At 72.2% G+C, this 26,673-nt stretch carries 18 protein-coding genes; 12 read left to right on the plus strand and 6 right to left on the minus strand.

Annotated features, from left to right (window positions below; genetic code table 11):
* Positions 1-64 precede the first annotated feature (64 nt).
* A complete protein-coding gene (locus tag ABIA36_RS14955) occupies positions 65-1,612 on the plus strand; it encodes an APC family permease (RefSeq protein ID WP_369963306.1) in 1,548 nt (515 codons plus the stop codon).
* 156 nt (positions 1,613-1,768) lie between these two features.
* On the opposite strand, the gene ABIA36_RS14960 is transcribed toward ABIA36_RS14955, so the two are convergent.
* From ABIA36_RS14960 to ABIA36_RS14970, 3 genes are read right to left on the minus strand one after another with little or no spacing between them, the layout of a single operon-like run.
* Positions 1,769-3,205, minus strand: a complete 1,437-nt coding sequence (locus ABIA36_RS14960; RefSeq protein ID WP_369963307.1) for an aldehyde dehydrogenase family protein — start codon at positions 3,203-3,205, stop codon at positions 1,769-1,771.
* On the minus strand, positions 3,205-4,389 hold the full coding sequence (locus tag ABIA36_RS14965) for an acyl-CoA dehydrogenase family protein (RefSeq protein ID WP_369963308.1): 1,185 nt from the start codon (positions 4,387-4,389) through the stop codon (positions 3,205-3,207). The genes ABIA36_RS14960 and ABIA36_RS14965 overlap by 1 nt, the downstream gene beginning before the upstream one ends.
* The gene (locus ABIA36_RS14970; RefSeq protein WP_369963309.1) at positions 4,386-5,555 is read right to left on the minus strand and encodes a CaiB/BaiF CoA transferase family protein; all 1,170 of its coding nucleotides are present in this window, start codon (positions 5,553-5,555) and stop codon (positions 4,386-4,388) included. The genes ABIA36_RS14965 and ABIA36_RS14970 overlap by 4 nt, the downstream gene beginning before the upstream one ends.
* 86 nt (positions 5,556-5,641) lie before the next feature.
* Between ABIA36_RS14970 and ABIA36_RS14975 the strand changes: the two genes are divergently transcribed.
* The 10 genes from ABIA36_RS14975 to ABIA36_RS15020 all read left to right on the plus strand — a co-directional run bounded on the left by ABIA36_RS14975 (position 5,642) and on the right by ABIA36_RS15020 (position 22,130).
* Positions 5,642-6,427 (plus strand): FadR/GntR family transcriptional regulator, encoded by a 786-nt coding sequence (locus ABIA36_RS14975; RefSeq protein WP_369963311.1) that lies wholly within the window; start codon positions 5,642-5,644, stop codon positions 6,425-6,427.
* Positions 6,420-7,139 (plus strand): cache domain-containing protein, encoded by a 720-nt coding sequence (locus ABIA36_RS14980; protein WP_369963312.1) that lies wholly within the window; start codon positions 6,420-6,422, stop codon positions 7,137-7,139. Before ABIA36_RS14975 ends, ABIA36_RS14980 begins: the two co-directional genes overlap by 8 nt.
* A 69-nt stretch (positions 7,140-7,208) precedes the next feature.
* Positions 7,209-8,462, plus strand: a complete 1,254-nt coding sequence (locus tag ABIA36_RS14985; RefSeq protein WP_369963314.1) for an FHA domain-containing protein — start codon at positions 7,209-7,211, stop codon at positions 8,460-8,462.
* Entirely contained in the window at positions 8,459-9,295 is an 837-nt protein-coding gene (locus tag ABIA36_RS14990) for a PP2C family serine/threonine-protein phosphatase (protein WP_369963315.1), read from the plus strand. The genes ABIA36_RS14985 and ABIA36_RS14990 overlap by 4 nt, the downstream gene beginning before the upstream one ends.
* Positions 9,296-9,478: 183 nt before the next feature.
* Complete coding sequence (locus tag ABIA36_RS14995) at positions 9,479-10,900, plus strand: serine/threonine-protein kinase (RefSeq protein WP_369963316.1); 1,422 nt, start codon at positions 9,479-9,481, stop codon at positions 10,898-10,900.
* Positions 10,873-16,803, plus strand: coding sequence for an Ig-like domain-containing protein (locus tag ABIA36_RS15000; protein WP_369963317.1), 5,931 nt, complete (start codon positions 10,873-10,875; stop codon positions 16,801-16,803). The genes ABIA36_RS14995 and ABIA36_RS15000 overlap by 28 nt, the downstream gene beginning before the upstream one ends.
* 74 nt (positions 16,804-16,877) lie before the next feature.
* On the plus strand, positions 16,878-17,849 hold the full coding sequence (locus ABIA36_RS15005) for an AAA family ATPase (RefSeq protein WP_369963766.1): 972 nt from the start codon (positions 16,878-16,880) through the stop codon (positions 17,847-17,849).
* On the plus strand, positions 17,846-19,189 hold the full coding sequence (locus ABIA36_RS15010; RefSeq protein ID WP_369963318.1) for a DUF58 domain-containing protein: 1,344 nt from the start codon (positions 17,846-17,848) through the stop codon (positions 19,187-19,189). Before ABIA36_RS15005 ends, ABIA36_RS15010 begins: the two co-directional genes overlap by 4 nt.
* Positions 19,186-21,495: a transglutaminase family protein gene (locus tag ABIA36_RS15015; RefSeq protein WP_369963319.1), complete on the plus strand. Its 2,310-nt coding sequence runs from the start codon at positions 19,186-19,188 to the stop codon at positions 21,493-21,495. The genes ABIA36_RS15010 and ABIA36_RS15015 overlap by 4 nt, the downstream gene beginning before the upstream one ends.
* The gene (locus ABIA36_RS15020) at positions 21,492-22,130 is read left to right on the plus strand and encodes a zinc-ribbon domain-containing protein (RefSeq protein WP_369963320.1); all 639 of its coding nucleotides are present in this window, start codon (positions 21,492-21,494) and stop codon (positions 22,128-22,130) included. The genes ABIA36_RS15015 and ABIA36_RS15020 overlap by 4 nt, the downstream gene beginning before the upstream one ends.
* A gap of 77 nt (positions 22,131-22,207) precedes the next feature.
* Here ABIA36_RS15020 and ald read toward each other — a convergent pair whose 3' ends face one another.
* Positions 22,208-23,323: an alanine dehydrogenase gene (ald, locus tag ABIA36_RS15025; RefSeq protein ID WP_369963321.1), complete on the minus strand. Its 1,116-nt coding sequence runs from the start codon at positions 23,321-23,323 to the stop codon at positions 22,208-22,210.
* A 600-nt stretch (positions 23,324-23,923) separates the two neighbouring features.
* On the opposite strand from ald, the gene ABIA36_RS15030 reads away from it, so the two are divergent.
* Positions 23,924-24,208, plus strand: coding sequence for an antibiotic biosynthesis monooxygenase (locus tag ABIA36_RS15030; RefSeq protein ID WP_369963323.1), 285 nt, complete (start codon positions 23,924-23,926; stop codon positions 24,206-24,208).
* Positions 24,209-24,293: 85 nt separating this feature from the next.
* Here the strand turns inward: ABIA36_RS15030 and ABIA36_RS15035 are convergent, their stop codons facing one another.
* Both ABIA36_RS15035 and gabT read right to left on the minus strand, forming a co-directional pair.
* Positions 24,294-25,292 carry an asparaginase gene (locus ABIA36_RS15035; RefSeq protein WP_369963324.1) on the minus strand — a complete coding sequence of 333 codons (999 nt, stop codon included), beginning with the start codon at positions 25,290-25,292 and terminating at the stop codon, positions 24,294-24,296.
* A complete protein-coding gene (gene gabT / locus ABIA36_RS15040; protein ID WP_369963326.1) occupies positions 25,289-26,644 on the minus strand; it encodes a 4-aminobutyrate--2-oxoglutarate transaminase in 1,356 nt (451 codons plus the stop codon). The genes ABIA36_RS15035 and gabT overlap by 4 nt, the downstream gene beginning before the upstream one ends.
* Positions 26,645-26,673 lie beyond the last annotated feature (29 nt).

The following is a 26,673-nucleotide window of genomic DNA, read 5'->3' on the forward strand; positions in this document are numbered from 1 at the left end:
GCCCCGTCTCCGTTACGCTGCCCTCGCACACACCGACGTGTGCGATTGATCCGGAAGGCATTCGATGTCTGCAGAACCCTCGTCCTCTGCGCACCTGGAGGACGGCGAGCACCTCGCCGTCCTCGGGTACGAGGACTCCTTCAACCGCTCGATGACGCTGTGGGCCAACTTCGCCCTCGGCTTCACGTACCTCTCGCCCCTCGTCGGCGTGTACTCGCTGTTCGCCGTCGCGATGGCCACCGGAGGACCGCCCTCCATCTGGTGGATCCTCATCGTCGGCGCCGGCCAGTTCCTGGTCTCGCTCGTCTTCGGAGAGGTGGTCTCGCAGTACCCCATCCACGGCGGCATCTACCCGTGGGCGCGGCGGCTCTGGGGCCGGCGCTACGCGTGGATGGCGGCCTGGATCTACATCTGGGCGATGATCGTGACCATCACCGCGGTGGCGTCGTACGGCAGCGGCTTCCTCGCCAGCCTCTTCGGCCTCCCCGCCACCAAGGAGGTCACCTTCGGACTGACCGTGCTTCTGCTCGTGGTGGCGCTCGGCCTGAACTTCACCGGGACGAAGACGCTGGCGACGGTCGCACGCATCGGGCTGTCGGCGGAGCTCATCGGCGTGATCGCGGTGGGCCTCTACCTGCTGATCTTCCAGCGGAAGCACCCGTTCTCGGTGTTCTTCGACACGATGGGCGTGCAGGGCCACGGCTCGTACCTGATGGCGTTCCTCGGCGCGGCGCTGGCCGGGCTGTTCCTGTTCTACGGCTTCGAGGCGTGCGGCGACGTCGCCGAGGAGGTCGCGAACCCGGCCCGGCGAATCCCGCTCGCCATGATGATGACCATCCTGGTCGGCGGCGTGTCCGCGCTGTTCGCCTTCGGCGGCTACATCCTGGCGGCGCCCGACCTCGCGAAGATCGTCGCGGGCAAGGACGTCGACCCGATCCCGGGGATCCTGCAGTCCGCCCTCGGCGATGTCGGGGCGAAGATCTTCCTGGTCGTCGCCGTCACGGCGTTCCTGTCCTGCGTGCTCAGCCTGCAGGCGGCCGCGAGCCGGCTGCTGTTCTCGTTCGCGCGCGACGGGATGGTCCCGGCGCACCGCTGGCTGTCGCGGGTGTCGCCGCGCACCAAGGTGCCGGTGAACGCGCTCATCGTGGCGTGCAGCATCCCGGTGGTCATCAGCCTGATCGTCTACCTGGGGCCGGACGGCCTCATCACGCAGGTGACCGCGTTCGCGGTGCTCGGCATCTACGTGGCGTTCCAGTCGGTGGTGCTCGCGTCGCTGCGGCAGCGCGTCAAGGGCTGGCGGCCGGCCGGACCGTTCTCGCTGGGCCGCGCGGGGCTGGTCGTCAACATCCTGGCGCTCGCGTACGGGATCTTCGCGATGGTGCTGCTGGCGTGGCCGACGAGCACGGCCAACTGGTTCAACGACTGGATCGTCCTGATCGGGTTCGGCATCGTGGCGGGAGCGGGGCTGCTGTACCTGTTCGTCGCGCGCCCGGACCGGGCGTCGGACGCGCCGGCGGGCGACGCGATCCGCGTGGCCGAGCTGCTGCGGCAGCGTCGTGCGGCGACGCCGCTCGCGCCGACCGCAGCCGCGGAGCCGGCCCCGGCCGACTGACCGCGCACGAGGGGTCGCGACACGCCGCTCTCGCTGACGCGTAGCGGCGTGTTGCGACCCCTCTCGCAAACGAGCTGGCAGGACACGCCGCGCGGCCTCGGGCCGAGGCGGCGTGTCCTGTCAGGTGGATGGTGGCGGCTGGGGTGGGCGCCGGGGTCAGGACTCGCGGCGGGGGATGCCGAGCGGGTTGGCGTCGCGGAGTTCGGGGGGCAGGACGTCCTGTGGGGCGTCCTGGTAGGCGATCGGCGTGAGCCAGCGGCGGATCGCGGTGGCGCCGACGGAGGAGTGGATGCTCGCCGTGGTCGCCGGCCAGGAGCCGCCGTGGTGCTGCGCCCAGCCGATCGCGACGCCGGTCGGCCAGCCGTCGAAGAGGAGGCGGCCGGCGATCGGGGCGAGCGCGTTGGCGAGAGCGGTGACGTCCTCGGCCGCGCCGCGGTGGACGGTGGCGGTGAGCGAGGGCCGCAGCACGGCGAGCAGGGCCGCGAGCTCGTCGTCGCGGTAGGAGACCAGGACGGTGACCGGGCCGAAGTGCTCCTCGAGGAAGGCGTCCGGCGCCGCGAGGAAGGCGGCCGCGTCGACGAGTGCGACGGCGGGCGTCGACGTCCCAGGCACCTCGTGCGCGAGCAGCACGCTCACCGCGTCGTCGGCTTCGAAGCGCTCGAGGGCCGACGCGTACGCGGCGCTCATCCCGTCGGTCAACTGCCGTGACGTCGGAGCGGAGCCGAGCGCGGCGCTCACGGCGTCCTCCACGCCCTCACCGGACGGCACGAACACCAGGCCCGGCTTGGTGCAGTACTGGCCCGCGTCGCGGGTGAAGGAGCCCACGAGGCCGGCGCCGATGTCGGCGGCGCGCTCGCGGGCCGCGGCACGCGTGACCACCACGGGGTTGACGCTGCCGAGCTCCCCGTAGAACGGGATCGGGTCGGGCCGGGAGGCCGCCAGGTCGAACAGGGCGCGGCCGCCGCGCTCCGAGCCCGTGAACCCGGCGGCGCGGATGACGGGGTGCTGCACGAGGGCGACGCCGGCCTCCATCCCCTCGACCAGCGCGAACCAGCCCGCGGGCAGCACCGTCAGTGCCAGCTCGGCGGTGCGCCGGGACAGCCGCGGATGACCGGGGTGCGCCTTCACGATGACCGGGCAGCCGGCGGCGAGCGCGGACGCCGTGTCGTTGCCGAGCACCGAGAAGGCGAACGGGAAGTTGGACGACGTGTAGACCGCCACCGGTCCGAGCGGGCGCAGCATGCGGCGTAGGTCGGGGCGCGGCGGGATGAGCGCCGGGTCGGGGGAGTCGAGCGTCGCCTCCAGGTAGCCGCCCTCCCGTGCGACCCCCGCGAAGAAGCGGAGCTGCGCGGCGGTACGGGTGACCTCGCCGTCGAGGCGCGCCTCGGAGAGGTGGGTCTCCTCGGCGGCGAGGGCGACGAGCGCGGCCCGGTCGGCTTCGAGCGCGGCGGCGAGGGCGTCGAGCCAGGCAGCGCGCTCGTCGCGGGTGGTGGGGAGGAGGGCGGCGCGTGCGGCCGCGGTCGCAGCGGACTCGACGGCGGCGGCGGCGGCGGTGTCCGTGCCGGTGCCGTCCGTGGCGGTGACGTCGCCCATCAGAACGCCGCCTGTCCGGTCAGCGCCCGGCCGAGCACGAGGGTGTGGATCTCGTCCGTGCCCTCGTAGGTGCGCACCGACTCCAGGTTGGCCATGTGCCGCATCACCGGGAACTCGTTCGTGATGCCGTCCCCGCCGAGGATCGTCCGCGCCTCCCGGGCGATGGCCAGCGCCTCCCGGACGCTGTTCAGCTTCCCGACGCTGATCTGCGTGGGCGTGAGCCGCCCCGCCTCCTTCAGCCGGCCGAGGTGGAGGGCGAGCAGCATCCCCTTCTCGTACTCGACCAGCATGTCGGCGAGCTTCTGCTGGATGAGCTGCGTGGCCCCGATCGGGCGGCCGAACACCTCGCGTGTCCTCGCGCGGTCGATGGAGACCTCCAGGCACGAACGGGCAGCGCCCATCGCCCCCCAGACGATCCCGTAGCGCGCCTCGTTGAGACAGGAGAAGGGGCCGGACAGCCCGTGCGCGCCGGGCAGCATCGCAGAGCCGGGGACGCGCACGCCGTCGAGGAGGACGTCGCACTGCACCGAGGCACGCATGGAGAGCTTGCCGTCGATGGCCGTCGCGGTGAAGCCGGGAGTGGAGGTCGGCACCACGAAGCCGCGCACGCCCTCCTCGGTCGCCGCCCACACCACCGCCACGTCCGCGAGCGCCGCCAGCCCGATCCAGCGCTTCGCGCCGTCGAGCACCCAGTCGTCGCCGTCGCGGCGCGCCGTCGTGGTCATCGCGGCGGGGTCGCTGCCGCCCTGGGGCTCGGTGAGGGCGAAGCAGCCGATGCGCTCGCCGCGGGCCATCGGCGGCAGCCACTCGCCCTTCTGCTCGTCGGAGCCGAACTTGGAGATCGCGCTCATGGCGAGCGAGCCCTGCACTGAGACGAAGGTGCGCCAGCCGCTGTCGGCGGCCTCCAGTTCGTGGCAGACCAGCCCGTAGGCGACCGCGCCCGCTCCGGCGCAGCCGGGGTCCTTCAGGTGCATGCCGAGGAAGCCGAGGGTGCCGAGCTCGGCGACGAACTCGCGGCGGAAGTGCTTGTCCTCGAAGTCCTGCTCGATGACCGGAGCGATCCGCTCGACGGCGAACTGTCGGGCGGAGTCGCGCCAGCGAAGCTCGTCGTCGCTGAGGAGGTGGTCGATGCTGAACGCCTCGTCGAGCGCGGAGACAGCGGACGTGGGGGCCTGCGTGGTCATCGGGTGGTCCTTTCGGTGGACGGGCGGACGGCGTCCAGCCACTGGGGTTCGTGCGCGCCGAGCGGCGGCGGCGGGGTGCGGTGCACGGCGGGCGACGTGCTCAGGTGGATGGGCGTGGCCGGCTGGCGCGATGCGCGGCCGGTGGCGGGGTCGGTCGTGGTGGTCACCGGGTCGAGCCCGAGCGACTCCGCGAACGCGAACGCCTCCCCGACGCTGTTGACCAGGCCGGCCGGGACGCGTGCCGCGCCGAACGCGGCCACCCAGTCGGCGGCGGGACGGGCGGCGAGCGCCGGCTCCAGCACGGCCCGGAGCTCGGCGCGGTGGTGCACGCGCTCCTCGTTGGTCGCGAAGCGGGCGTCGCCCGCGAGCTCCGGCAGGCCGAGCGCGGCGGCGAACGCGGCGAACTGCCGGTCGTTGCCCACGGCGACCACGAGCTCCCGGTCGGCCGCCCGGAACAGCTCGTACGGCGCGATGCTCGGGTGGGCGTTGCCGAGCCGGCCGGGGGAGCGGCCGGTGGCGAGCGTGCTCGACGCCTGGTTGGTGAGCGCGGCCAGCAGCGAGCCGAGCAGGTCGACGTCGACGCGCGAGCCGAGCCCGGTGCGGTCGCGCTCGCGCAGGGCGAGCAGGATGCCGGCTACCGCGTTCTGCCCGGTGAGGACGTCCACGAGTGCGACACCGACCTTGCTGGGCTCGCCGTCCGGCGCTCCCGTGATGCTCATCAGGCCGCCGACCGCCTGCACGAGGAGGTCGTAGCCCGGCAGCGCGGCGCCCTCCGCCCTCCCGAAGCCGGTGATCGAGCAGTAGATCAGGCCCGGGTTGGCGGGGCGGAGGCTGCCCTCGTCCAGCCCGAACCGCTCCATCACGCCGGGGCGGAAGTTCTCCACCACGACGTCGGCGGTCTCGGCGAGGGTGCGGGCGGCGGCGAGGCCCTCCGGGTCGGTGAGGTCGCAGACCACCGAGCGCTTGTTGCGGTTGACGGCGCCGAAGTAGGTGGACGCGCCGGCGTCGTCCACGGGGGGCCGCCACGACCGGGTGTCGTCGCCGGCCGGGCTCTCGATCTTGATCACGTCGGCGCCGAAGTCGGCGAGCGTCATCGTCGCGTACGGGCCGGCGAGGATGCGGGAGAAGTCGGCGACGCGCAGGCCGGAGAGAATGCCGTCGGCCATGCTCGCTCCTTCGCTCGGACGGCCGCTCACGCGGTCCGTCGGTAATTCATCCTATAGCGAATGATTCGATCGGTTATCGTGGAGGCGTGACCACCTCCACGCGCGATGCTGCCGGAACCACCCGGCCGGCGCCAGGGGCGCGCGACGCGGTGTTCTCCCAGCTCTCCGACGCGGGCCGCGCCGAGCAGGTGGCCCGGCGGCTCGCGGACGCGATCGTCCTGGGCGTGCTGACGCCGGGGGAGCGGCTGCCCAGCGAGGCCGAGCTCGCCCGACGGTTCGGCGTCGCCCTCGTGACGGCGCGCGAGGGCCTCGGGATGCTGCGCGAGGCGGGCCTGGTCGAGACGCGGCGCGGACGGGACGGCGGCTCCTTCGTCGTCCACCCCGGCGACGGCGACGAGGCGCTGCTCGCGACCCGGCTCCGCGGCCTGTCGCAAGTGGAGCTGAGCGACCTCGCTGTCTATGTGACGGCCATCGCGGCGGGCTGCGCGGATCGCGCGGCCGAGCGCTCGACCCCGGCGGACGACGCCCGGCTGGCCGCCTGGCTGGACGCAGCGGACTTCACCGGGCCGGCCTCCGCCCGCCGCAACGCGGGCGGGTTCCTCCTGGAGCTCGCGGTGCTCAGCCAGTCGACCCGGCTGGTGCGCGAGCAGATCCGGCTGCAGGCCGAGTTCGGACCGCTGCTCTGGCTGGGCATGCGGGACGCGGAACTGCGCGCGGGGACGGCGGCCTCCACCCGCGTGATCGCGGAGGCGGTCGCCGCGCGCGACGGCGCCGCGGCCCGTGCCGAGGTCAGCGCCCTGCTGGCGCGCGTCGCACGCTGGCTGCTGGCCGCGAAGGCGCGCATCGAGACAGGAGGGACGATCGATGACTGACGTTGTCGGCACGGAGACCAGCGCGGGCGTCGCGGCCGCGGCCGAGCGCGTGAGCGCACTGTTCGCGCGCATCCAGGACGCGCTCGTCGGCTGGCGCGACACCCTCCTGGACCAGGCGAGCGCGGCCGGCGGCGCCTCGCCCGCCGCGATCGACGCGACCGTCGGTGCGCTCGTCATCCCGGTGCTGCGCGAGGACGATCCGCTGCTGGTCGGCGCCGGCTTCATCGCCGCACCGGAGTTCACCGGCGGCGACGACCTGCACTTCTCCTGGTGGCTCGGCCCGCTGGAGGAGAACCCGGTGTTCGGCCCCACCAGCGAGCCGAGCAGGCTCGACCTGGCCTCCCGGTCGTACTCCGACTACCTGCGCGACTTCCGGTCGCTGGAGTGGTACAGCATGCCGCAGTCCACGCACCGCACCCACATCACCGGTCCGTACGTCGACCACCTGTGCGCGTGCGACTACATCGTCACGGTCACCTCGCCCGTCGAGCAGGGCGGCCGGATGATCGGCGTCGTGGGCGTCGACGTCTACGTCAAGCGGCTGGAGCGCGAGCTGCTGCCCGCCCTGCTCGCGGCCGGGCGTCCGGTCGTGCTGGTCAACGAGGCGGGCCGCGCGATGGTCTCCACCGACCCGGCGGTGCTGGTCGGCGACGTGGTCCAGGCGGGGGAGGACGCCGTGCGCTGCGCCGGCACCCCGTTCCGACTGGTCTAACATCGGTACGACAGTTACGTCCTGCATCGGGGAGCAGCCCCGGCGCATCGTCGACCAGGAGGAGCCCCGGTGACTCCCGGCTACACCCGCTACGCCCCGACCGCCGGCCCGTCGCGCTGGCTGCTGATCGCCGGCCGCCGCTTCGTCGCCTGCGTCGAGAGCACGGTCGCCGACAGCATCGTTGACGCGGTGTGGTGGCTGGCCGACTCCGACCTGGCCACGATCGAGTCGGTCGTCGGAGCCTTCCCGCTCGCCGGCCCGGAGAGCGTGCGCTCGTTCGCCGTGGCCGAGCTCGGCCAGCCGGGCGAGGGCGGCGAGGTCGTCGTCACGGCCGTGGTCCGCGGCTCGGCCGCACTCGACGTCTACTCGGTCGGCGGAGCCAGACGCTTCGGGTCGGGCGGCGTGCAGCCCTGGGTGCTCGCGGAGTTCCGCAACGTCACCGGCCTCGTGGTCGGCGGCGACGACCTGCCCACCGGGTCGGTCGCCCGGCTGTCGATCGGATCGCTGCCGATCGGCCTCGGCGTGGTCGACGGCGAGCTGCTGACCTGGTCGAGCTCGCCGATCGAACGCGTCGAGCGCACCGCCGACCGCGCGCCGCGCCCCGCCGAGGACGGGACGCCCGACGCGGAGCTCGATGAGACGATCATCCGCTCGCGCAACCGCAGCTCCAGCCTGTTCTCGCACGCCGACGAGCCGGACGCGCCCGCGACGGCCGGGCTGGCCGAGTCGCCGGAGGCGGCGCCGGTCGCCCAGCCTGTCCCCGCGGCGCACGAGCTGCCCGGCGCGATCGACATCGAGGAGCCCGGCGCCGCGACCGAGCGGCCGGAGCTGCTCGACACGCCCGGAGCCGCCCGGGCGTCGGTCGGCGGCGCGGGCCAGCCGCCGACCGGCGAGACCGAAGCCGTGCCGCCGCAGCAGCGTTTCGCCGTCCGCGTCGTACCGGGGGACATCATGGAGCTCGACGTGCCGATCGTGATCGGCCGCCGGCCCGCGCTCCAGCGGGTGGAGTCGGGCGTCGCGCCGCGGCTCGTCACGGTGCAATCGCCCGAGCAGGAGGTGTCGTCCACGCACGTGCGCATCGAGCAGTCGGGGGACGCCGTGGTGGTCACCGACCTGCGCTCGACGAACGGGACCCGCGTGCACCGGCCCGGCGGCAGCGCCGATCGGCTGCGGCCGGGGGAGTCCACGGTCGTCCTTCCCGGAACGGTTGTGGAGATCGGCGACGGTAATATCATCGAGATCACCGCCGTCCCGGTCGGCGGCACCACGGGGACCCCGGGGCCGCTGCCGGAAGCGGACCGTCGAGAAGAAGGACGCGAGTGACCCAGATCGGTCGCACCAACCGGCGCCACACCGTGGTCGTGCCGGGTGGCGCAGACGCGCGCATCAGCCTGTCCTGGGCGGCGCTGTCCGACACCGGCTACCGCCGCAGCGTGAACGAGGACAGCCTCCTGGCGCGGTCGCCGATCTTCGCGGTCGCCGACGGCATGGGCGGCCACACCGCGGGCGACTTCGCCAGCACGGCCGTCGTGACGCGCCTGGCCGAGAAGGTCCGCGTCGACTTCGTCACGGAGTCCTCGCTGACCGAGGCGCTGCGCGACGCGGTGGACGACATGGGCCGCGGCGTCGGGCAGACGGACCTCGGCACGGGCACGACCGTGACGGGCATCGCGCTCACGCTGTCGGACGGCTCCCCGTACTGGCTCGTGTTCAACATCGGCGACTCGCGCGTCTACAGCTTCCGCGACGGCACGCTCGAGCAGCTCACCGTGGACCACTCGATCGTCCAGGAGCTGCTGGACGCCGGTGCGATCACCCCGGCGGAGGCGGAGGTCCATCCGCACAGCAACGTCATCACGCGCGCGGTCGGGTTCAACGAGGACCCGGTGCCCGACTACTTCCTCTTCCCGATCGTCGCCGGCTCGCGCCTGCTGGTGTGCTCGGACGGGCTCACCAAGGAGCTCACCGAGCACGGCATCCGCTACTACCTCGGTGCAGGAGCCTCGCCGCTGGACGCCGCGCAGCAGCTCATGGACGCCGCACTCGGCAACGGCGGGCGCGACAACGTGACCGTCGTCGTGGTCGATGTGCTGGCCACGCCGGAGAGCGGATCGCACCGCGAGGGATTCCCGCGCAGGGCGTCCCGCCGCCACTGACGGACGGCCCCTCCACGGGGGACAATTCTCGCCGTTTTGCCCCCCGACTTGGGGGTAATCGAGTTGCCCCCAGTGCGGGCCCGAGCCCCCTGGGGCCCGTCGGCGGCTGCCTACAATTGATGAACGCCTTCGCCCTCGCGAATGCGAACGGCCGATGACGGGAGGAGCTGCTTGGCTCGGCGCTTGCCTTCACAGCCGCCGAACCTCCCTGGCTTCTCGTACGTCAGGGTGCTCGGTTCGGGCGGCTTCGCCGACGTGTTCCTCTACGAGCAGAACATGCCGCGCCGGCAGGTCGCGGTCAAGGTCATGCTGGCCGAGGTCGTCACCAGCCAGGTCAAGCAGATGTTCCAGGCCGAGGCCAACCTGATGGCTCAGCTCAGCACCCACCCCTCGATCCTCACCGTGTACCAGGCGAGCGTCTCCTCCGACGGCCGGCCCTACCTCGTGATGGAGCTGTGCTCGTCGGCCATCGGCCAGCGCTACCGCTCCGACCCGCTGCCGGTCCCCGAGGTGCTGAGCATCGGCGTCCGGATCGCGAGCGCGGTCGAGACGGCGCACCGCGCCGGGGTGCTGCACCGCGACATCAAGCCCTCCAACATCCTCACCACCGCGTACGGCCACCCGGTGCTCAGCGACTTCGGCATCGCGGCGACCCTGAGCGAGGCCGACGTGACCGAGGCGATCGGCCTCTCCATCCCGTGGTCGGCTCCGGAGGTGCTCCTCGACGAGACCAGCGGCACCGTCGCCAGCGAGGTGTGGTCTCTCGGCGCGACGATCTACTCGCTGCTCGCCGGCCGCTCCCCGTTCGAGCAGCCCGGCAAGGAGAACACCTCGGCCGAGCTGATCCAGCGCATCACCAAGGGGCGGCCGCAGCCGATCGGTCGCGCCGACGTGCCGCCGCGGCTCGAGCAGGTCCTCATCCGCTCGATGGCGCGCAAGCCGTCTGCGCGGCAGCGCAGCGCGCTGGAGCTGATCCGCGAGCTGCAGTCGGTGGAGGCCGAGCTCGGCCTGCCGCAGACGCCGATCGAGGTCGCGATGGACGACTGGGCGCTCGCCACCGCCGACGACCCCGACGAGCGCACCCGCGTCAAGGGCGTGCTCGCCGTCGACCCCGGCGCGGCCCGCCGACGCCGGCGTCGCGCGGAGCCCACCGTGACCGGGTCGACCCGGGCGCCCACCCGCACGATCGTCCGGGAGAGCGTCGGCAGCTCCCCGACGTCCCCGCCCGCGCCGCCCGCCCGGCTCTCGCGTGCGCTCATCGGCGCTCTGGTCGCGTGCGTGGTCCTGGTGGTGGTGCTCGCCGTCACGGCGTCGATCGTGCTGGTGCGGGCGAACGCCTCCGGCGACATCCCGATCGTGCGCGACCTGAGCGGCCGGGTCAGCCAGGGCACCATCGTCTTCACGTGGAGCGATCCGGGGCTGCAGAGCAGTGACAGCTATCAGGTCACGGTCGACGACCAGCCGCCGAGCAGCCAGCGCTCGACCGAGTTCCGCGTGGACGCGAAGCCCGGCGAGACGGTGTGCGTCACCGTCACGGTGAACCGCGACGGCAAGACCGGTTCGCCGAGCGGTCAGAAGTGCGTCCAGAGGACCGGCTCGCCATGATCCGCGCCTGGCTCCTGGCCCACAAGTCGATCGCGGCGACCGCCCTGAGCGGGACCGTGGTCGCGGTCCTCGTCACGACGCTCGCGGTGGTGTCGGGAGGCTACAGCGCCCAGCACCTGCAGCTCAACGACGCCGCGGTGTGGGTGGCCAGCGACGCCAAGAAGGCGCTCGGCCGTGCGAACACCCAGATCGACTCGCTCAACTCCATCGTCCCGGGCACCGGCGAGGCGCTCGACGTCGTCCAGGACGGCCAGAACGTGCTGCTCCTCGACAAGGAGGCCAACACCGCGGCCGTCGTCGACCCGGCGACCGCGCAGGCGGGCAAGTCGGTGGCGTTGCCGCCGCGGTCGCCGCAGGTCTCCGTCGCGGGGAACAACGTCGCGATGCTGTCGCAGACCACCGGCCAGCTCTGGCTGACGTCGGTGTCTCAGCTCGAGCAGTTCAACTCCGGCTCAGCGCCCACGATGGACCTGGGCGGCCGGGCGGTCGGCGCGATGGACCCCTCCGGCGTGCTGTTCGCCTACCAGCCGGGCACGCGCAACATGGTGCGGGTGGACCTCGGCGGCCAGCAGCCGGCCACCTCGTCGGAGAAGGTGCCGTCGCGCGGGACCGGCGCGCACGTCCAGCTGACGTCGGCGGGCGGCCAGTGGGCGCTCTTCGACCCCGACGAGAAGACGCTCTGGGTGTCCGGCCGCACCATCGACCTCGCGGCGGCGCTCGGCCAGGACACCACCCCGATCCTCCAGGCGCCGTCCGCCGACGGCAGTGCGGTCTGGATCGCGACCGGCAGCGGCCTGGTCCGCGTCCCGCTCGACGGCTCGGCGCCCCAGCGCGTGCTCGGCTCCGTCTCCGGGGCGCCGGCCGCGCCGGTGGTCGTGGGAGGCTGCGCCTACGCGGCCTGGAACTCGGGCGCGGCGTGGCACACGTGTTCGACGCCGTCCGCCGGCACGCGCAGCACGCTCAGCCAGGTGCCCGCCGGCGCCGTGCTGTCCTTCCGGGTGAACCGCGACCGGGTGGTCCTCAACGACGCCAGGTCCGGCATCTCCTGGGCGGTGCAGAGCGGCGACACCCGCATCGACAACTGGGACGACCTGGTCGCCAAGAAGACGACACAGCAGCTGGTGGACCAGTCCAAGCAGGACACCACGCCCCAGTACAGCAAGCAGGAGCAGCCGCCGGTCGCGGTGAACGACCAGTTCGGCGCGCGCCCGGGCCGGGTGACCCCGCTGCCGGTGCTGCTGAACGACTACGACCCGAACGGCGACGTGCTCACGATCGACTCGTTCACGGCCATCCCGGCCGGCCAGGGCACGATCGAGCTGACCAACTCCGACCAGCTCCTGCAGATCACCCTCCCGGCGACGGCGAGCGGGTCGATCGGCTTCGACTACACGATCTCGGACGGGCGCGGCGGCACGGCGACGGCGCACGTCACGGTGACCGTCCGCACGCCGGAGGAGAACTCGCCGCCGGTCTGCGTGCGCCCGGCCAAGGCTGTCGTGCAGGCCGGCGGCCGGGTCACGACGTCGACGCTCAGCGAATGCTACGACCCGGACGGCGACCCGTTCTTCCTCGCCGCCGCGGCGGTGCCAGCGCCCGACACGGTGACCTTCACGCCGCAGGGCCAGGTCGCCTACTCCGACCACGGTCAGGGCGGCGGGCTCAAGGACGTCGCGCTCACGCTCTCCGACGGCCGCGCGGAGGGGACGGGACAGCTCGCCGTCACGGTGCAGCCGCCGGGCCAGGTGCCGATCATCGCCGACCCGTTCGCCGTCGTGGCGTACCAGGGCCAGGAGACCACCGTCCGCCCGCTCGACCATGTCCGCGGCGGCAACGGGGTCGTGCGGCTGAGCACGGTGCCCGCCAAGGCGGACGCGACCATCACGCCGGACTACCAGGGCGGCACCTTCCGCTTCTCGTCGGACCAGGCCGGCACCCACAACATCGAGTACTCGGTCACGGACGGCGTGATCACGACGACCGGCGTGGTGCGCGTCGAGGTGAAGTCGCCGCCCGGCGCGAACACCACTCCGATCGCCGTGCCGCACACCGTCTTCATCCGGGAGCAGTCGACCCAGGACGTGGACGTGCTGTCCACCGACATCGACCCCTCCGGCGGCGTGCTGCTGGTCACCGGGGTGACCGATCCGGCGCCGTCGACCGGTGTCAAAGTCCAGATCCTGCAGCAGCGCACCCTCCGCGTCTCCCTGACCCGGCCGCTGGCCGCGCCGGTCGACTTCCACTACCGGCTGAGCAACGGCCTGGCCGACACGGAGGGAACCGTCACCGTCGTGCAGCTCCCGGCGCTGACCGTCCACCAGCCGCCGATCGCCGTGCCGGACTCCGTGGCGGTGCGTGTGAACGACACCGTCGACATCCCGGTGCTCGCCAACGATGTGCAGCCCGACGGCGACAAGCTGACGCTCGACCCGACGCTCGCGACGCCGCTGCCGGCCGGGACCGGCCTGCTGTTCGCCACCGGGGACCACCTGCGGTACCTCGCGCCGTCCAAGCCGGGCAACTTCGTCGCCGCCTACCGGGTGTACGGCGCGGACGGGCAGTGGGCCACCGCCGAGGTGAACATCGCGGTGCGCGAGCGCGACGTCGCCACCAACAACCCGCCGGTGCCGAAGACCGTGACCGCCCGGGTGCTGGCCGGCGACACGGTGCGCATCACCATCCCGCTCTCCGGAATCGACCCGGACGGCGACTCCGTGCAGTTCATCGGGCAGGAGACCAACCCGCAGAAGGGCGCGGTGGTCGCCTCCGGGCCCGACTGGATGGACTTCCAGGCGGGCGCCTACGCCGCAGGGACCGACACGTTCACCTACGCGGTGGTCGACGCGCTCGGCGCCCGCGCGACCGGGACGGTCCGGGTCGGCATCGCGCCGCGCGTGGAGGGCGCGCGCAACCCGGTCGCCGTCGAGGACGACGTGACCACCCGGCCGGGCAAGACGCTCAACGTCCAGGTGCTGGCCAACGACTCCGACCCGGACGGCAGCCCGCTCACCGTGACGGGCGTCACCTCGCTCGACGGCAAGGCCAAGGCGAAGGTCCTGGGCGACATCGTGGTGGTCACCGCGCCGCAGCAGGAGGGCGCCTACGGCTTCCTCTACACGATCCAGAACGAGCGCGGCGGCACCAGCCAGGCCTTCCTGCGGGTCACCGTCGACAAGAACGCGCCCCCGGCGCGACCGGTGGTGAGCGACACCGTGCTCGGGCTCTCCGACATCCTCGGCCGGAACACGGTGGACGTGAACGTACTGTCCAACGTGTTCTTCGCCGACGGCCCCGTGTCGGCGCTGAAGCTCTCGGTCGTGTCCGGCTACGGAGGGACCGCGACGATCACGGCGGCCAAGCGCCTCCACGTCACGATCGCCGCCAAGAGCCAGATCATCCCGTTCAAGGTGGCCAACCCGGAGGACGAGTCCGTCGCCGGCTACGGTTTCGTGCGCGTCCCCGGCTACGACGACGCCCTGCCGCAGCTCAAGCGCGGCGCCCCGAAGCTCACGGTGGTCAGCGAGAAGACGCTCACCATCCACCTGAACGACTACATCGTGGCGATCGGCGGACGGAAGGTGAAGCTGACCGACGCCGCGACGGTGCGGGCCACCCACGCCAACGGCGACGACCTGGTGGTCAACTCCGACACCCTCCAGTACACCTCGACCACCCGGTACTTCGGCCCGGCGAGCATCTCGTTCCAGGTGACGGACGGTAACAGCGCGACCGACCCGAACGGCAACGTGGCGACCATCGTGCTGCCGATCGACGTGACGCCGCGCGAGAACCAGCCGCCGGTGTTCACGGGCGCGCTCATCGACTTCGAGCCAGGGCAGTCCAAGACGGTCGACCTGACCAAGCTGACCAGCTACCCCTACGCGAAGGACCAGACCGAGCTCCAGTACTCGATCCAGAACCCGCGGCCGGACGGGGTCGCGCTGTCGCTCGACGGCCAGAAGCTGACCATCGACGTGGGCGCCGGCGTCCAGAAGGGCAGCACGCCGTCGATCTCGATCGGGGTCAAGGACGCCGTCAACGCCGGTCAGGCCGGCCGGATCGACCTCAACATCGTGCCGTCGACCCGGCCGCTGGCGAGCCCGCAGCCGGACCGTGTGATCGCGCCGCGCGGGCAGACCACGACGGTGGACGTGCTCGCCAACGACGCCGCGACGAACCCGTTCCCGGGCAAGCCGCTGCGCGTGGTCGCGGTGCGCGGGCTGGGCGGCGCGCTCCCCGACGGCGTGTCCATCACGCCGAGCCCGGACAACTCGGTGCTGCAGGTCACGGCGTCCAGCACCGCCGCGCCGCAGGACACCACCCTCCAGTACGAGGTGGCCGACGCGACGAACGACCCGGACCGCTACACCTGGGGGACGGTCACCGTCTCCGTCCAGGACCGCCCGGCGCCGGTCTCCAACGTGCAGGTCGGGGCGATCGGCGACCGCAGCCTCACCCTGAGCTGGACGCCAGGAGCCTTCAACAACTCGCCGATCACCGGCTTCCAGGTCACCATGACGAGCCCGGCGACCGGAGCCGTCCTCGGCACCACGCAGTGCACGACCACGGTGTGCCCCATCACGACGCCGGGCAACGGGCCCCAGAACGCCGTCGTGCTCGCTGTGCAGGCTAGGAACGCGCTCGGCCTGTCCGACCCGACGAACTACGTCGAGCCGGTCTGGTCCGACGTCATCCCGAACGCCCCGGCGAACGTCGGCTCGACCCCGCTGAACAACGGGCTCCGGATCACCTGGAACCGCCCGGCCGACGCCCCGGGAGCGAGCCCGATCACGTCGTACCTCGTCACGGTGGGCGGCATCACCAACGCCGTCCAGGTCGGGCCGGCCGACAGCGGCAGCTACGCCCTCAACGTCACGGACCCGGGGATCGCGAACGGAGCGGCGATCGGCTTCACGGTGGCGAGCCGCAACGCCTTCTACCAGGGCAGGACGACCTGGAACCAGACCGCCGGGAGCGGCGTGCCCGCCGGCGCACCGGTGCTGACCGGGACCGCTCCGAGCGCTGCGCCGAACAACGCGGACGGCTCGAGCGCCACCCTCTCGTGGCCGAGCGTCTTCGGAGCCAACGGCAAAGCCATCACCGACTACTACGCAGGCGTGTTCCAGGGCGGCGCCGAGCCGGGCTGCAGCGTGACCGGCGTGGACACCGGCAACCCGGTGCTGCACGTCGACCCCACATCGTCGTCGTTCATCCACACGCAGGGCGGGAGCGCCACGTTCACCGGGCTCCAGGCCAACCAGACCTACAACTTCGTCGTCTACGCCTACAACGGTCAGGGCTGCACACCGAGCGCCATCGTCTCGGCGACGCAGCGGTTGCAGCCGGGAGCGGTGCGGGACGTCACGATCACCGGCCCGACGCCGAGCTCGCCGACCACGTGGGACTATCAGGCCTCGGTCGACTACCAGACCGGCAGCGGCTCCAGCCCGGTCATCAGCTACCAGCTCCTCAGCGGCGGCGCGGTGGTCGATAGCGGGCAGCTCACCGGCACGAGCGGCACCGTGGCGGGCGCCCCAGGACCGCACTACGGCATGCCGCTCACGCTGAGCATCACCCAGATCTGCGAGACCTACCCCGACGGCACCCAGCTCTGCACCGCGCAGAACTTCACCAAGCCCCTGGGCGTCGCCGTCAGCACGGCGATCGGGGGAGCGCGGTTCGACCCGCCGACCGGCACGTTCTCCTGGACGAGCTGGCCGACCGGCCCCGGCTACACCCGCGTGACCTACAGCTGCGGCGGCCCCGAGGTCGACATGCCCCCGGTCGGCCAGACCGCGGTCTGCGTCGCACCGCCCGGAACGACGAACCCGACCCTCACGGTGACGGTCCGCGCCAACGGCGACACGTACAGCACCCCGTATCCAGCCTCGGGCATGCCATGAGCGACGACAGGCATACTGAGGACGGCGCGCGCGGAGGCGCTGCGCTGCTCACCCGCATCCAGAGAGGCGACAGCATGACGATGACCCCCGAGCAGGCCGCCTGGTTCTCTGGCGTGTTCGAACGCCTCGTGCAGAACATCGACAGCGTGCTCCTCGGCAAGTCGCACGTCATCCGCCTCGCCCTGGTCGCGCTGCTGAGCGAGGGACACCTGCTGCTGGAGGACTACCCGGGCACCGGCAAGACCTCGCTCGCCCGCGCGATGGCCGAGAGCGTGCGCGGCACCACCAACCGCGTGCAGTTCACCCCCGACCTGCTGCCCGGCGACATCACCGGCGTGAACATCTACGACCAGCGCACCGGCACGTTCGAGTTCCACCGCGGGCCGGTGTTCGCCAACATCGTGCTCGCGGACGAGATCAACCGCGCCTCGCCGAAGACCCAGTCGGCGCTGCTGGAGGTCATGGAGGAGCAGCAGGTCACCGTCGACGGCGTGCGCCACCCGGTCGGCGAGCCGTTCATGGTGATCGCGACCCAGAACCCGATCGAGCAGGCCGGCACGTACCGGCTGCCGGAGGCCCAGCTCGACCGCTTCCTGATGAAGGCGTCGATCGGCTACCCGGACCACGAGGCCACCCTGCGCATCCTGGAGGGTGCCGAGCGGCGGGCGCACGAGATCGTCGTCCCCGAGATCATCTCGGCCGAGACGGTCACCGAGATGGCCGACCTGGCGCGCGGAGTGCACGTGGACCCGACCATCAACGACTACGTCTCGCGGCTGGTCGACGCCAGCCGCTCGGCCGACGAGATCCGGCTCGGCGTCAGCGTGCGCGGGGCGCTCGCGCTGGTCCGCGCCAGCAAGACGCGCGCCGCATCCTCCGGCCGGTACTACGTGACCCCCGACGACGTGAAGGCCCTGGCCGAGCCCGTGCTCGCTCACCGTCTGGTGCTCGACCCTGAGGCCGAGTTCGAGGGCGTGACGGCCTCCAGCGTCGTCGGCCAGCTCCTCATCGAGGTGCCCCCGCCCAGCGATCGGGTCGCCGTGTGACCAGCACCGTCACCCGCACCCAGGTCGAGCTCACCAACGCGCGCGCCCGCATCGTCGGCGAGCGCGACGGCATGCTCGCGGACGCCATCGTGTGGGTGGTCCGCACCGGCTCCACCGCGGGCCGGGCCGTGGCGTCCGCCGCGCGCATGCTGGGCGCGGTGATCACCCCGCTCGGGTGGTCGATGCTCGTCGTGACGGTGCTCGCGCTGACGGCCGGCTACGCCCTCGGCTGGACGGAGGCTGTGGTCGCGGGCTGGATGGCCGTCGCGCTGCTGCTGATCGCGTCGATCTACCTGATGGGACGGATCGCCTACGACGTCGGGCTGAGCCTCCCGACGAACCGCGTCGTCGTCGGCGACCGGGCCCCGGGGGAGGTCACGGTCCGCAACCCGGCCAGGCGGCGGCTCCCCGGCGTGCGCGTGGAGGTCCCGGTCGGCGCGGGGCTCGCGGAGTTCGCCGCTCCGGCGCTCGCGAGCGGCGAGGAGCACTCCGACGTCTTCGTGGTGCCGACCAGCCGGCGCGGGATCGTGCCCATCGGCCCGGTCCGCACCGTGCGCGCCGACCCGATCGGGCTCCTGCGACGGGAAATGGTGTGGGCGGAGTCGCTCGACCTGTTCGTGCACCCGCGCACCATCGCCATCCCGAGCATGAGCACCGGTTTCGTGCGCGACCTCGAGGGCGCCCCGACCCGCGACCTGACGCAGTCCGACGTCGCCTTCCACGCGCTGCGCGAGTACATGCCGGGCGACGAGCGGCGCAACATCCACTGGAAGAGCACCGCCAAGACCGGCAGCTACATGGTGCGCCAGTTCGAGGAGACCCGGCGCAGCCACCTCCTCGTCGCGCTGAGCCTGTCGCAGGCCGACTACGCGACAGAGGAGGAGTTCGAGCTGGCGGTCAGCGCCGCCGGCTCGCTCGGCGTGCGCGCGATGCTCGACTCCCGCACCGTCTCCGTCGTCGCGAGCGCGGAGACGCCGGACTTCGCCAAGCGCGTGGTGTTCAGCGCCCGGCGGCTGAGCACCGTCGGCCGCGGCCGGCTGCTCGACGACCTGGCCGGGGTGGAGACGGCGGAGTCCGCGCTGCGGCTGCCCGAGCTCGCCCAGGTCGCCAGCGAGGACGCCGCGGGCATCTCGATCGCCTTCCTGCTGTGCGGCTCGACGGTCACGGCGACGCAGCTCCGCTCGGCCGCGGCGCACTTCCCGCTCGGCGTCGACGTGGTCGCGATCGTGTGCGACGAGGGCGCCGTCCCGAGCCTGCGCCGCGTTGCGGACCTCAGCGTGCTGACCATCGGCTACCTGGAGGACCTCCAGCGCAGCCTCGCGAAACGGCTCGCGACATGATCGGGAGGCTGCCCTGGCGTTCGGCCGCGCTCGACACCGTGCTGGCGTTGGCCGCGGTGGCGCTCGCGGCGTGGTCGTTCTGGCCGGTCTACCAGTCGGGCGCCTTCGTCACGATGCTGGTGGCGACGCTCGTGCTGGGCGGCGCGGTCGGCGTGCTCGGCGCCACCTTCCGCTGGCCCAGCGTCGTCGTGGCCGCCGCCATCGTCGTCGTCTATCTCGCCACCGGGGTCCAGCTCGCCGTGCCGAGCATGGCGACCGGGGGCGGGCTGCTCCCGACCGGCGCCGGCTTCCTCGACCTCGTGCAGGGGACCTGGCTGTCCTGGAAGCAGCTCGTCACGATCTCGGTGCCGGTCGGATCGTACGAGGCGCTGCTGGTGCCCGCGTTCATCCTGGTGCTGCTGGCCTCCGCGATCACCACGAGCACGGCCCTCCGGTCGCGGTTCCCGGAGCTCGCCGGCATCCCGCCGGTCCTGGTGCTGATCGCCGGGATCGCGTTCGGGTCGTCGGCGACCGCGGCGCCGCTGTGGCTGGTGCTCGCGCTGTTCGCGCTGCTGCTGGGCTGGAACATCCGCTTGCGGCTGCGCAGGAGGACGGCCTCCGTGCGGACGCTCCGCGAGCAGAGCGGGCTGAGCGTCGAGACCCGGCGGGAGCGCGGCTCGACGCTGGTCCTGACGGCGACCGGCGCGGCCGTCATGCTCGCCGTCGCCGCGGCGGCGGGCATCGGCGCGACGACGCTCGTGCCACCGGCGAGGGATCGCCAGGTGGTGCGGACCGCGGTCGAGCAGCCCTTCGACCCGCGCGCCTACCCGAGCCCGCTGACCGGCTTCCGGTCGTACTTCGAGCCGGCCGCGGCCTCCCAGCCCATGCTGAGCGTGTCCGGTCTGCCCGCGGACGGGCGCGTCAGGATCGCGACGCTCGACACCTACGACGGCGTCACCTACTCGGTCGGCACTCCCGCGGTCTCCAGCGCGTCCGGCTCGTTCGTGCGGCTGCCGTACCGGCTCGACCAGAGCGGGACGAAGGGCGCCCCCACCCAGCTCACCGTGACGGTGCGCGGCTACCGCGGGCCGTGGGTTCCCGGCTCAGGCCAGCTCGAGCAGATCCAGTTCTACGGCCCGCACGCGGCGAACCTCTCCGGTGCGTACTTCTACAACGACGTGACCGGCACGGGTGCCGTGATGGCCTCCCTGCGCGACGGCGACACCTACGTCGCCGACTCGGTCACGCCGCCGAAGCTGAGCCCAGCGCAGCTGGCGAAGGTCGAGCCGGGCTCGGGTTCGGTGCCGCGCCCGACGGTCGTCCCCGACGAACTGCAGTCGACCCTGCAGAAGTACACCGCCGGCGTCACCGGCGCCGGGCCGAAGCTCGCCGCCGCGCTGAAGGGCCTGCAGACCGACGGCTACCTCTCCCACGGCGTCGGCCCGAAGGAGCCGGCGAGCCGCTCCGGCCACGGCGCCGACCGGATCACCGAGCTCCTGACCGACGTGCCGATGCTGGGGGACCAGGAGCAGTACGCGGTCACGGCCGCTCTGATGGCCCGGCAGCTCGGCTTCCCGGCGCGTGTGGTGATGGGCTTCGTCGCGCCGGCCGACGCGCGCGGCCCCGTCACCTTCCTCGGCTCCGACGCGTCGGCCTGGATCGAGGTCCAGACCACGACCGGCTGGGTCACGGTCGACCCGACGCCGCCCATGCGCACCGTGCCGCCGAAGCAACCGCAGCAGCCGACGGAGATCTCCCGTCCGCAGACGAACGTGCAGCCGCCGATCGACGACACACCCCAGCAGAACGAGGAGCCGCCGAACGCGCAGGTCGACAGCACCAACCCGCCGGCGCCCAACCCGGTGCTGGAGGCGCTGCTGGCGGTTCTGACCGTCATCGGCTGGACGCTGCTCGTCGTCGCGGTGGTCGCGGCGCCGTTCCTCGCGGTCATCGCGGCCAAATGGCGCAGGCGGTCGCTGCGGAGGTCCGCGCCGACCGCTGCCGCGCGGATCGTCGGCGGCTGGCGCGAGTTCGCCGACGCCGCCGTCGATCACGGCTACGATCCTCCGCCCGCCGCGACCCGGGTGGAGTTCGCCTCCACCATCGGGGGCACCCGGGCGTCGGCGCTCGCGCAGGTCGCCGACCGGGCGGTCTTCAGCCCGCTCGCGCCCACCCGCGAGGAGGCCGACACGGTCTGGAAGGCCGTGGATGAGCTCCGCGGTCAGCTCGATCGGCGCGACACGCGGTGGAAGCGGTGGCTCGCGGCGGTCTCGCTGCGTTCCCTCGGATACCGTGGGAGGACGGGAGAGAGGACGAGCAGGCGATGAACTGCAGGGTGTGCGGGGCGGAGCTGACGGACGGCACACTGTTCTGCGGCAACTGCGGGAGTTCGGTGACGGCCACGCGCGTGCGGGCTCCCGAGATGGCGGACTCCCGGCCCTCGGACACCTCGATCGTCCAGCCGCTCGCCACGCCGCCGCTCGCCAAAACCCCGCTCGCGCGCGCCAAGCCGGCGGTCGCGGGCCGGTTCCCCGGCGGGATCGAGTTGGACGAAGACGGCCTGCCGCCGACCGAGGCGATCGACATCGTCTCGCTCGACAGCGCCCCGGCGGCGCCTGCGCCTGCGCCCGCACGCGTCCGCGTCTACCGGCTGAGCTTCTCGACGGGGGAGTCTGTGGAGGTGCACGGCAGCGGCCTCATCGGCCGGCGCCCGATCACGCAGCCGGGGGAGCACGTCGACCAGCTCGTCGCGATCTCCGACCCGGCCAGGAGCGTCTCCAAGACCCACCTGGAGTTCGGGCTGGAGGGCGACGACCTCTGGATCTGCGACCGCTACTCCGGCAACGGCACGGTGGCGCGTCCGCTCGGTGGCACCGCACGGCAGTGCGAGGCCGGCCGCCGGTACCGGGTTGAGCGCGGCACCCGCGTCGACATCGGTGACCAGTGGTTCGACGTCAGCTGAGCTTCGACGTCAGCTGAGCTTCGAGCACAGCTTCGACGTGGGCTGAGCGGAACGCCGCCCAGCCCACGTCGCGCGTGTCAGACCAGCGCGTCCGCGAGCGGCGCGTCCACGATCCCGTGCGCCTCGGCGACGCCGGAGTTGGTGACGTGGCCGTCGTGCACGTTGAGGCCGAGCGCCAGCGACGCGTCGGCGCGCAGCGCCGCCTGCCAGCCGTGGTTCGCGATGGCGCGCGCGTACGGCAGCGTGGCGTTGGTGAGCGCGTAGGTGGAGGTGTGCGGCACCGCGCCCGGCATGTTCGCCACGCAGTAGAACAGCGACTGGTGCACCGTGAAGGTGGGGTCGGCGTGCGTGGTCGGGTGCGAGTCCTCGAAGCAGCCGCCCTGGTCGACCGCGATGTCCACGAGCACGCTGCCCGGCTTCATCCGCGACACCATCTCGTTGGTGACCAGCTTGGGCGCCTTCGCGCCTGGCACGAGCACCGAGCCGATGACGAGGTCGGAGGCCACGACGGCCTTGTCGATCTCGAAGCTGTTCGAGGCGATGGTCTTGATGCGTCCCGAGTACAGCGCGTCGAGCTCGCGCAGGCGGGCGATGTTCGTGTCCAGCACGGTCACTTCGGCGCCGAGGCCGACCGCGACGGACGTGGCGTTCGTGCCGGCGACGCCGCCGCCGAGCACCGTGACGACCGCGGGGTGTGTGCCGGGGACGCCGGGGACCAGGAGTCCGGGGCCGCCGTTGGGCTTCAGCATCGTGTTGGCGCCGACGATCGGGGCGAGCCGGCCGGCGACCTCGCTCATCGGCGCGAGCAGCGGGAGCGCCCGGTTCGGGAGCTGGACCGTCTCGTACGCGATCGCGGTCACGCGGGCGTCGACGAGCGCGCGGGTGAGCGCCTCGTCCGCCGCCAGGTGCAGGTACGTGAAGAGCACCAGACCCTCGCGGAAGTAGTCGTACTCGGAGGCGATCGGCTCCTTCACCTTGAGGATGAGGTCGCCCGCCGCCCAGGTGCTCTCCGCATCGGGGAGGATGGTCGCCCCTGCGCCGGCGTACAGCTCGTCGGGGATGGACGAGCCCACTCCGGCTCCGGTCTCGACGTACACGTCGTGGCCGGCACCGACCAGGTCGTGGACGCCTGCGGGCGTAATCGCCACGCGGAATTCGTTGTTCTTGATCTCGCGGGGGATCGCGACCTTCATGGGGCTCCTCAGCTCCTCACACTTCGACGTGATGGTTCGACATCACCCTAGCCTTCTTCACGGAGGATTTCGATAGCAATCTGCTGACGATCGTGCTGATTCCGTAAAATCCGCGCTGAACCAGGGCGGATTTCGTCAGTTCGTCTCGCTGCTCATCCGCGCGCGCCGCGCTCGTCGCGGTCGCCGTCCCGCGACTTCTAGAGTCACCCCGCCGCCGATCGGTCTGCGAGCGCGTGTTCTGAGGACTCCAGGCCGATGAAAGCGCGGAATTCCTCAGCTCCCGAGACCGTGATGGGTTCGCCTCGGTGGGCAACCTGTCCGTAGGCGCATCAGTCCAGGGATAGTAGAAAGGCATGAGCGCCGGATCGTGTATTCAGCCGGTGGCCACAGCGATGAGCTGCGGCAGAATTTCGTCCGTGATCGGTCGGAGGATCAACTCTCCCGCCTGGATGCGGAGACCAAACGGCGGGAAATCGCTGGAAAGCCCCAAGTGTTCCATGGAAAGAGCTTTGCAGACTCACCCCTCGACCGAAGCCATGCACTGGGTTGTCGGCGACGCGATCATGTTTCGGACGGCGAGGTCGGCTCTACCCTGGACCAATGAGTGAGGTACGTCTCTTCGGTCAACTGGTCTGCAAGACCGAGGATGAAGCAAACATTGTTGGGCTCCACCTGCCTCTACACATCCAGCTCACCCGGGCCGAGCGCGGGTGCGTCTCGTTCGAAGTGACTCGAACCGACAATCTCTTGATCTGGTCGGTAGTGGAGCGATTCGAAGACGAACGAGAATTCGAGGCGCATCAGACGCGGGTCGCGAGAAGCGCATGGGGCCAAGCCACGGCCGGGATCGAACGTCGCTACCAAATTGAAGGCCTCTCCTGCTGAAGGTCGACCCGCTGCCATCCTCTCCGAGGGCGCGTAAACGCTCCAGAAGCGGTTTGGGGGCGCCTACGTGCCCTTCGGGGGGAGGTCAGCGGGCGTACGAGGCGCGGATCTCGCCCACCGGGACCCCGTTGCCGAGCACCGCGAGGTCCAGCTTCGGGGCGACGGCCTCCACCGCGGCGCGCTCGATCGCGCCCGCGTCGGCCAGCAGCGACAGGGCGACGATGGAGGCCGCGCGCAGGCTGCCGTCCAGCACCTTGAGGCTGACCGTCGTCCCGTCCGGCGCGGCCATCACCATGACGCCCTCGGCGCCCAGCTTGGCGAAGATCCCCAGTTCGTCGATCACCACGGTGTTGGCGCGGCCCGGCCCGTCGATGGCCCAGCCGTTGGCGAGCACCGCGGTGCGCAGCAGCGCGGCGTTGCGGTAGAGCGCGAAAGGCGAGCCCTCCGACGCCGTGCCGATCCGCTGGATTCCGCGGGCGAGCGCCAGCAGCGACATCGCGTGCACGGGCGCGCCGCAGCCGTCGACGCCGGTCGCGACGACCTTCTCGCCGGTCAGGCGCTCCGTGGTGTCGCGGACGTGCTGCTGCAGCGGGTGCTGCTGATCGAGGTAGTTCTCCAGCGGCCAGTGGTTGACCTGGCAGGCCAGGAGCATCGCGGCGTGCTTCCCGGAGCAGTTCATGAACACCGGGCTGCGCTGTGCGCCGTCGCGGATCGCGTTCTCGCGCGCAGCGCCGTCCAGCGGCCAGTCCGCGGGGCAGCGCAGCGCGTCCTCGGTGAGCTGGGCCTGCGCGAGCAGCCCGCGGACCACCGAGACGTGCGCGGGGGTGCCCGCGTGGCTCGCGGTCGCCAGCACGGCCCCCGCGCCCTCCAGCCGCACGCCGGCGCCCATCACCGCGACCGCCTGGAACGGCTTCAGCGACGAGCGCGGGAACACCGGCTTCTCCGGCGCCCCGAGGGTCCGGACGACGGCGCCGTCCGGACCGAGCACCACGGCCGACCCGGCGTGCCGGGACTCGACGAACCCGCTGCGCTCGACGACGGCGAGCTCCACGGCTTCGGCGGTCGTGAAGACCTCCGGCGTCACAGCGCCGCGAACGCGTCGTCGAGGACGGACAGGGCGTCCGCGATGAGCGCGTCGCTCACGGCGAGGCTCGGCAGGAAGCGGAGCACGTTGCCGTAGGTGCCGGCGTTGAGGAACAGGATGCCGTGCTGGGCCGCGTAGGCGACGATCGCGTTCACGGCCTCCGGGTTCGGGACCTTGGTGGTCTCGCCGGTGCCCGGCTGGACCAGCTCGATCGCGACCATCGCGCCGATGCCGCGCACGTCGCCGATAACGTCGTACTTCGCCTTCAGCTCTTCCAGCGCGGGCTTGAGGGCCTTCTCGATGCGGGCGCCGTGCGCGAGGAGGTCGCCCTTCTCGATCTGCTCGAACACCGCGATCGCGGCCGCCGCGGCGACCGGGTTGCCCCCGAACGTGCCGCCGAGGCCGCCGGGCTGGGCGGAGTCCATGATCTCGGCGCGGCCGGTGACGGCGGCGAGCGGGAGGCCGCCCGCGATGCCCTTGGCGCTCAGCACCAGGTCGGGGACCAGCCCGAAGTGCTCGCTGGCGAAGAACGCGCCGGTGCGGGCCATTCCGCTCTGGATCTCGTCGGCGATGAAGACGACGCCGTTGGCCGTGCACCATTCCTGCAGCGCCGCGAGGTAGCCCTCGGCCGGAACGACGAAACCGCCCTCGCCCTGGATCGGCTCGGCGACCAGGCAGGCCAGGTCGGTCGCGCCGACGACCTTCTCGAGGTACGCGATGGTGCGCGCGGCCGCCTCGGCGCCGCTCAGCCCGTCGCGGTACGGGTAGGAGTTGGGCGCGTGGTAGACGTCGCCCGCGAACGGGCCGAAGCCGGTCGCGTACGGCATCGCCTTGTAGTTCATGGCCATCGTGAGGTTGGTGCGGCCGTGGTAGGCGTGGTCGAGCACGGCGACGGCGCGGCGGCCGGTGTGCTTGCGGGCGATCTTGACGCCGTTCTCGACGGCCTCCGCGCCGGAGTTGACCAGCACGGTCTTCTTGGCGTGGTCGCCGGGCGTGTGCGCGGCGAGCAGCTCGGCGACGCGCACGTACTCCTCGTACGGCGTGATGGTGAAGAGCGTGTGGATGACGTCCTGGAGCTGCTCGGCGGCTGCCGCGACGACGGCGGTCTCGGTGTGACCGATGGTGGTCACGCCGATGCCGGCGCCGAAGTCGACGAACTGGTTGCCGTCGACGTCGACCAGGATGGCGCCGTTCGCGCGGGCGATGTACACGGGCAGCGCCGACGACACGCCGGTCGGGACCACGGCGAGGCGGCGCTGGTGCAGCTCCTGAGACTTCGGGCCGGGGATGGCGGTGACGATGCGGCGTTCTTGCGCCACAGTGAACGTGGGCGTGCTCAGGGTGTCAGTCATGATGCTGGCCAGTTTAGCCGGGGTGCGAG

This window comes from Leifsonia sp. EB34 (genome assembly GCF_041260585.1).
In the GTDB taxonomy this organism is placed as follows: Bacteria; Actinomycetota; Actinomycetes; order Actinomycetales; family Microbacteriaceae; genus Leifsonia.

What these genes read in the sequence shown, in the direction of transcription:
- ABIA36_RS15015 (WP_369963319.1), top strand. Translation starts at nt 19,186, where the DNA reads ATGATCGGGAGGCTGCCCTGGCGTTCGGCCGCGCTCGACACCGTGCTG.
- ABIA36_RS15030 (WP_369963323.1), top strand. Translation starts at nt 23,924, where the DNA reads ATGAGTGAGGTACGTCTCTTCGGTCAACTGGTCTGCAAGACCGAGGAT.
- ABIA36_RS14965 (WP_369963308.1), bottom strand. Translation starts at nt 4,389, where the DNA reads ATGACCACGCAGGCCCCCACGTCCGCTGTCTCCGCGCTCGACGAGGCG.
- ald (WP_369963321.1), bottom strand. Translation starts at nt 23,323, where the DNA reads ATGAAGGTCGCGATCCCCCGCGAGATCAAGAACAACGAATTCCGCGTG.
- ABIA36_RS14980 (WP_369963312.1), top strand. Translation starts at nt 6,420, where the DNA reads ATGACTGACGTTGTCGGCACGGAGACCAGCGCGGGCGTCGCGGCCGCG.
- ABIA36_RS14955 (WP_369963306.1), top strand. Translation starts at nt 65, where the DNA reads ATGTCTGCAGAACCCTCGTCCTCTGCGCACCTGGAGGACGGCGAGCAC.
- ABIA36_RS14970 (WP_369963309.1), bottom strand. Translation starts at nt 5,555, where the DNA reads ATGGCCGACGGCATTCTCTCCGGCCTGCGCGTCGCCGACTTCTCCCGC.
- ABIA36_RS15020 (WP_369963320.1), top strand. Translation starts at nt 21,492, where the DNA reads ATGAACTGCAGGGTGTGCGGGGCGGAGCTGACGGACGGCACACTGTTC.
- ABIA36_RS15005 (WP_369963766.1), top strand. Translation starts at nt 16,878, where the DNA reads ATGACGATGACCCCCGAGCAGGCCGCCTGGTTCTCTGGCGTGTTCGAA.
- gabT (WP_369963326.1), bottom strand. Translation starts at nt 26,644, where the DNA reads ATGACTGACACCCTGAGCACGCCCACGTTCACTGTGGCGCAAGAACGC.
- ABIA36_RS14960 (WP_369963307.1), bottom strand. Translation starts at nt 3,205, where the DNA reads ATGGGCGACGTCACCGCCACGGACGGCACCGGCACGGACACCGCCGCC.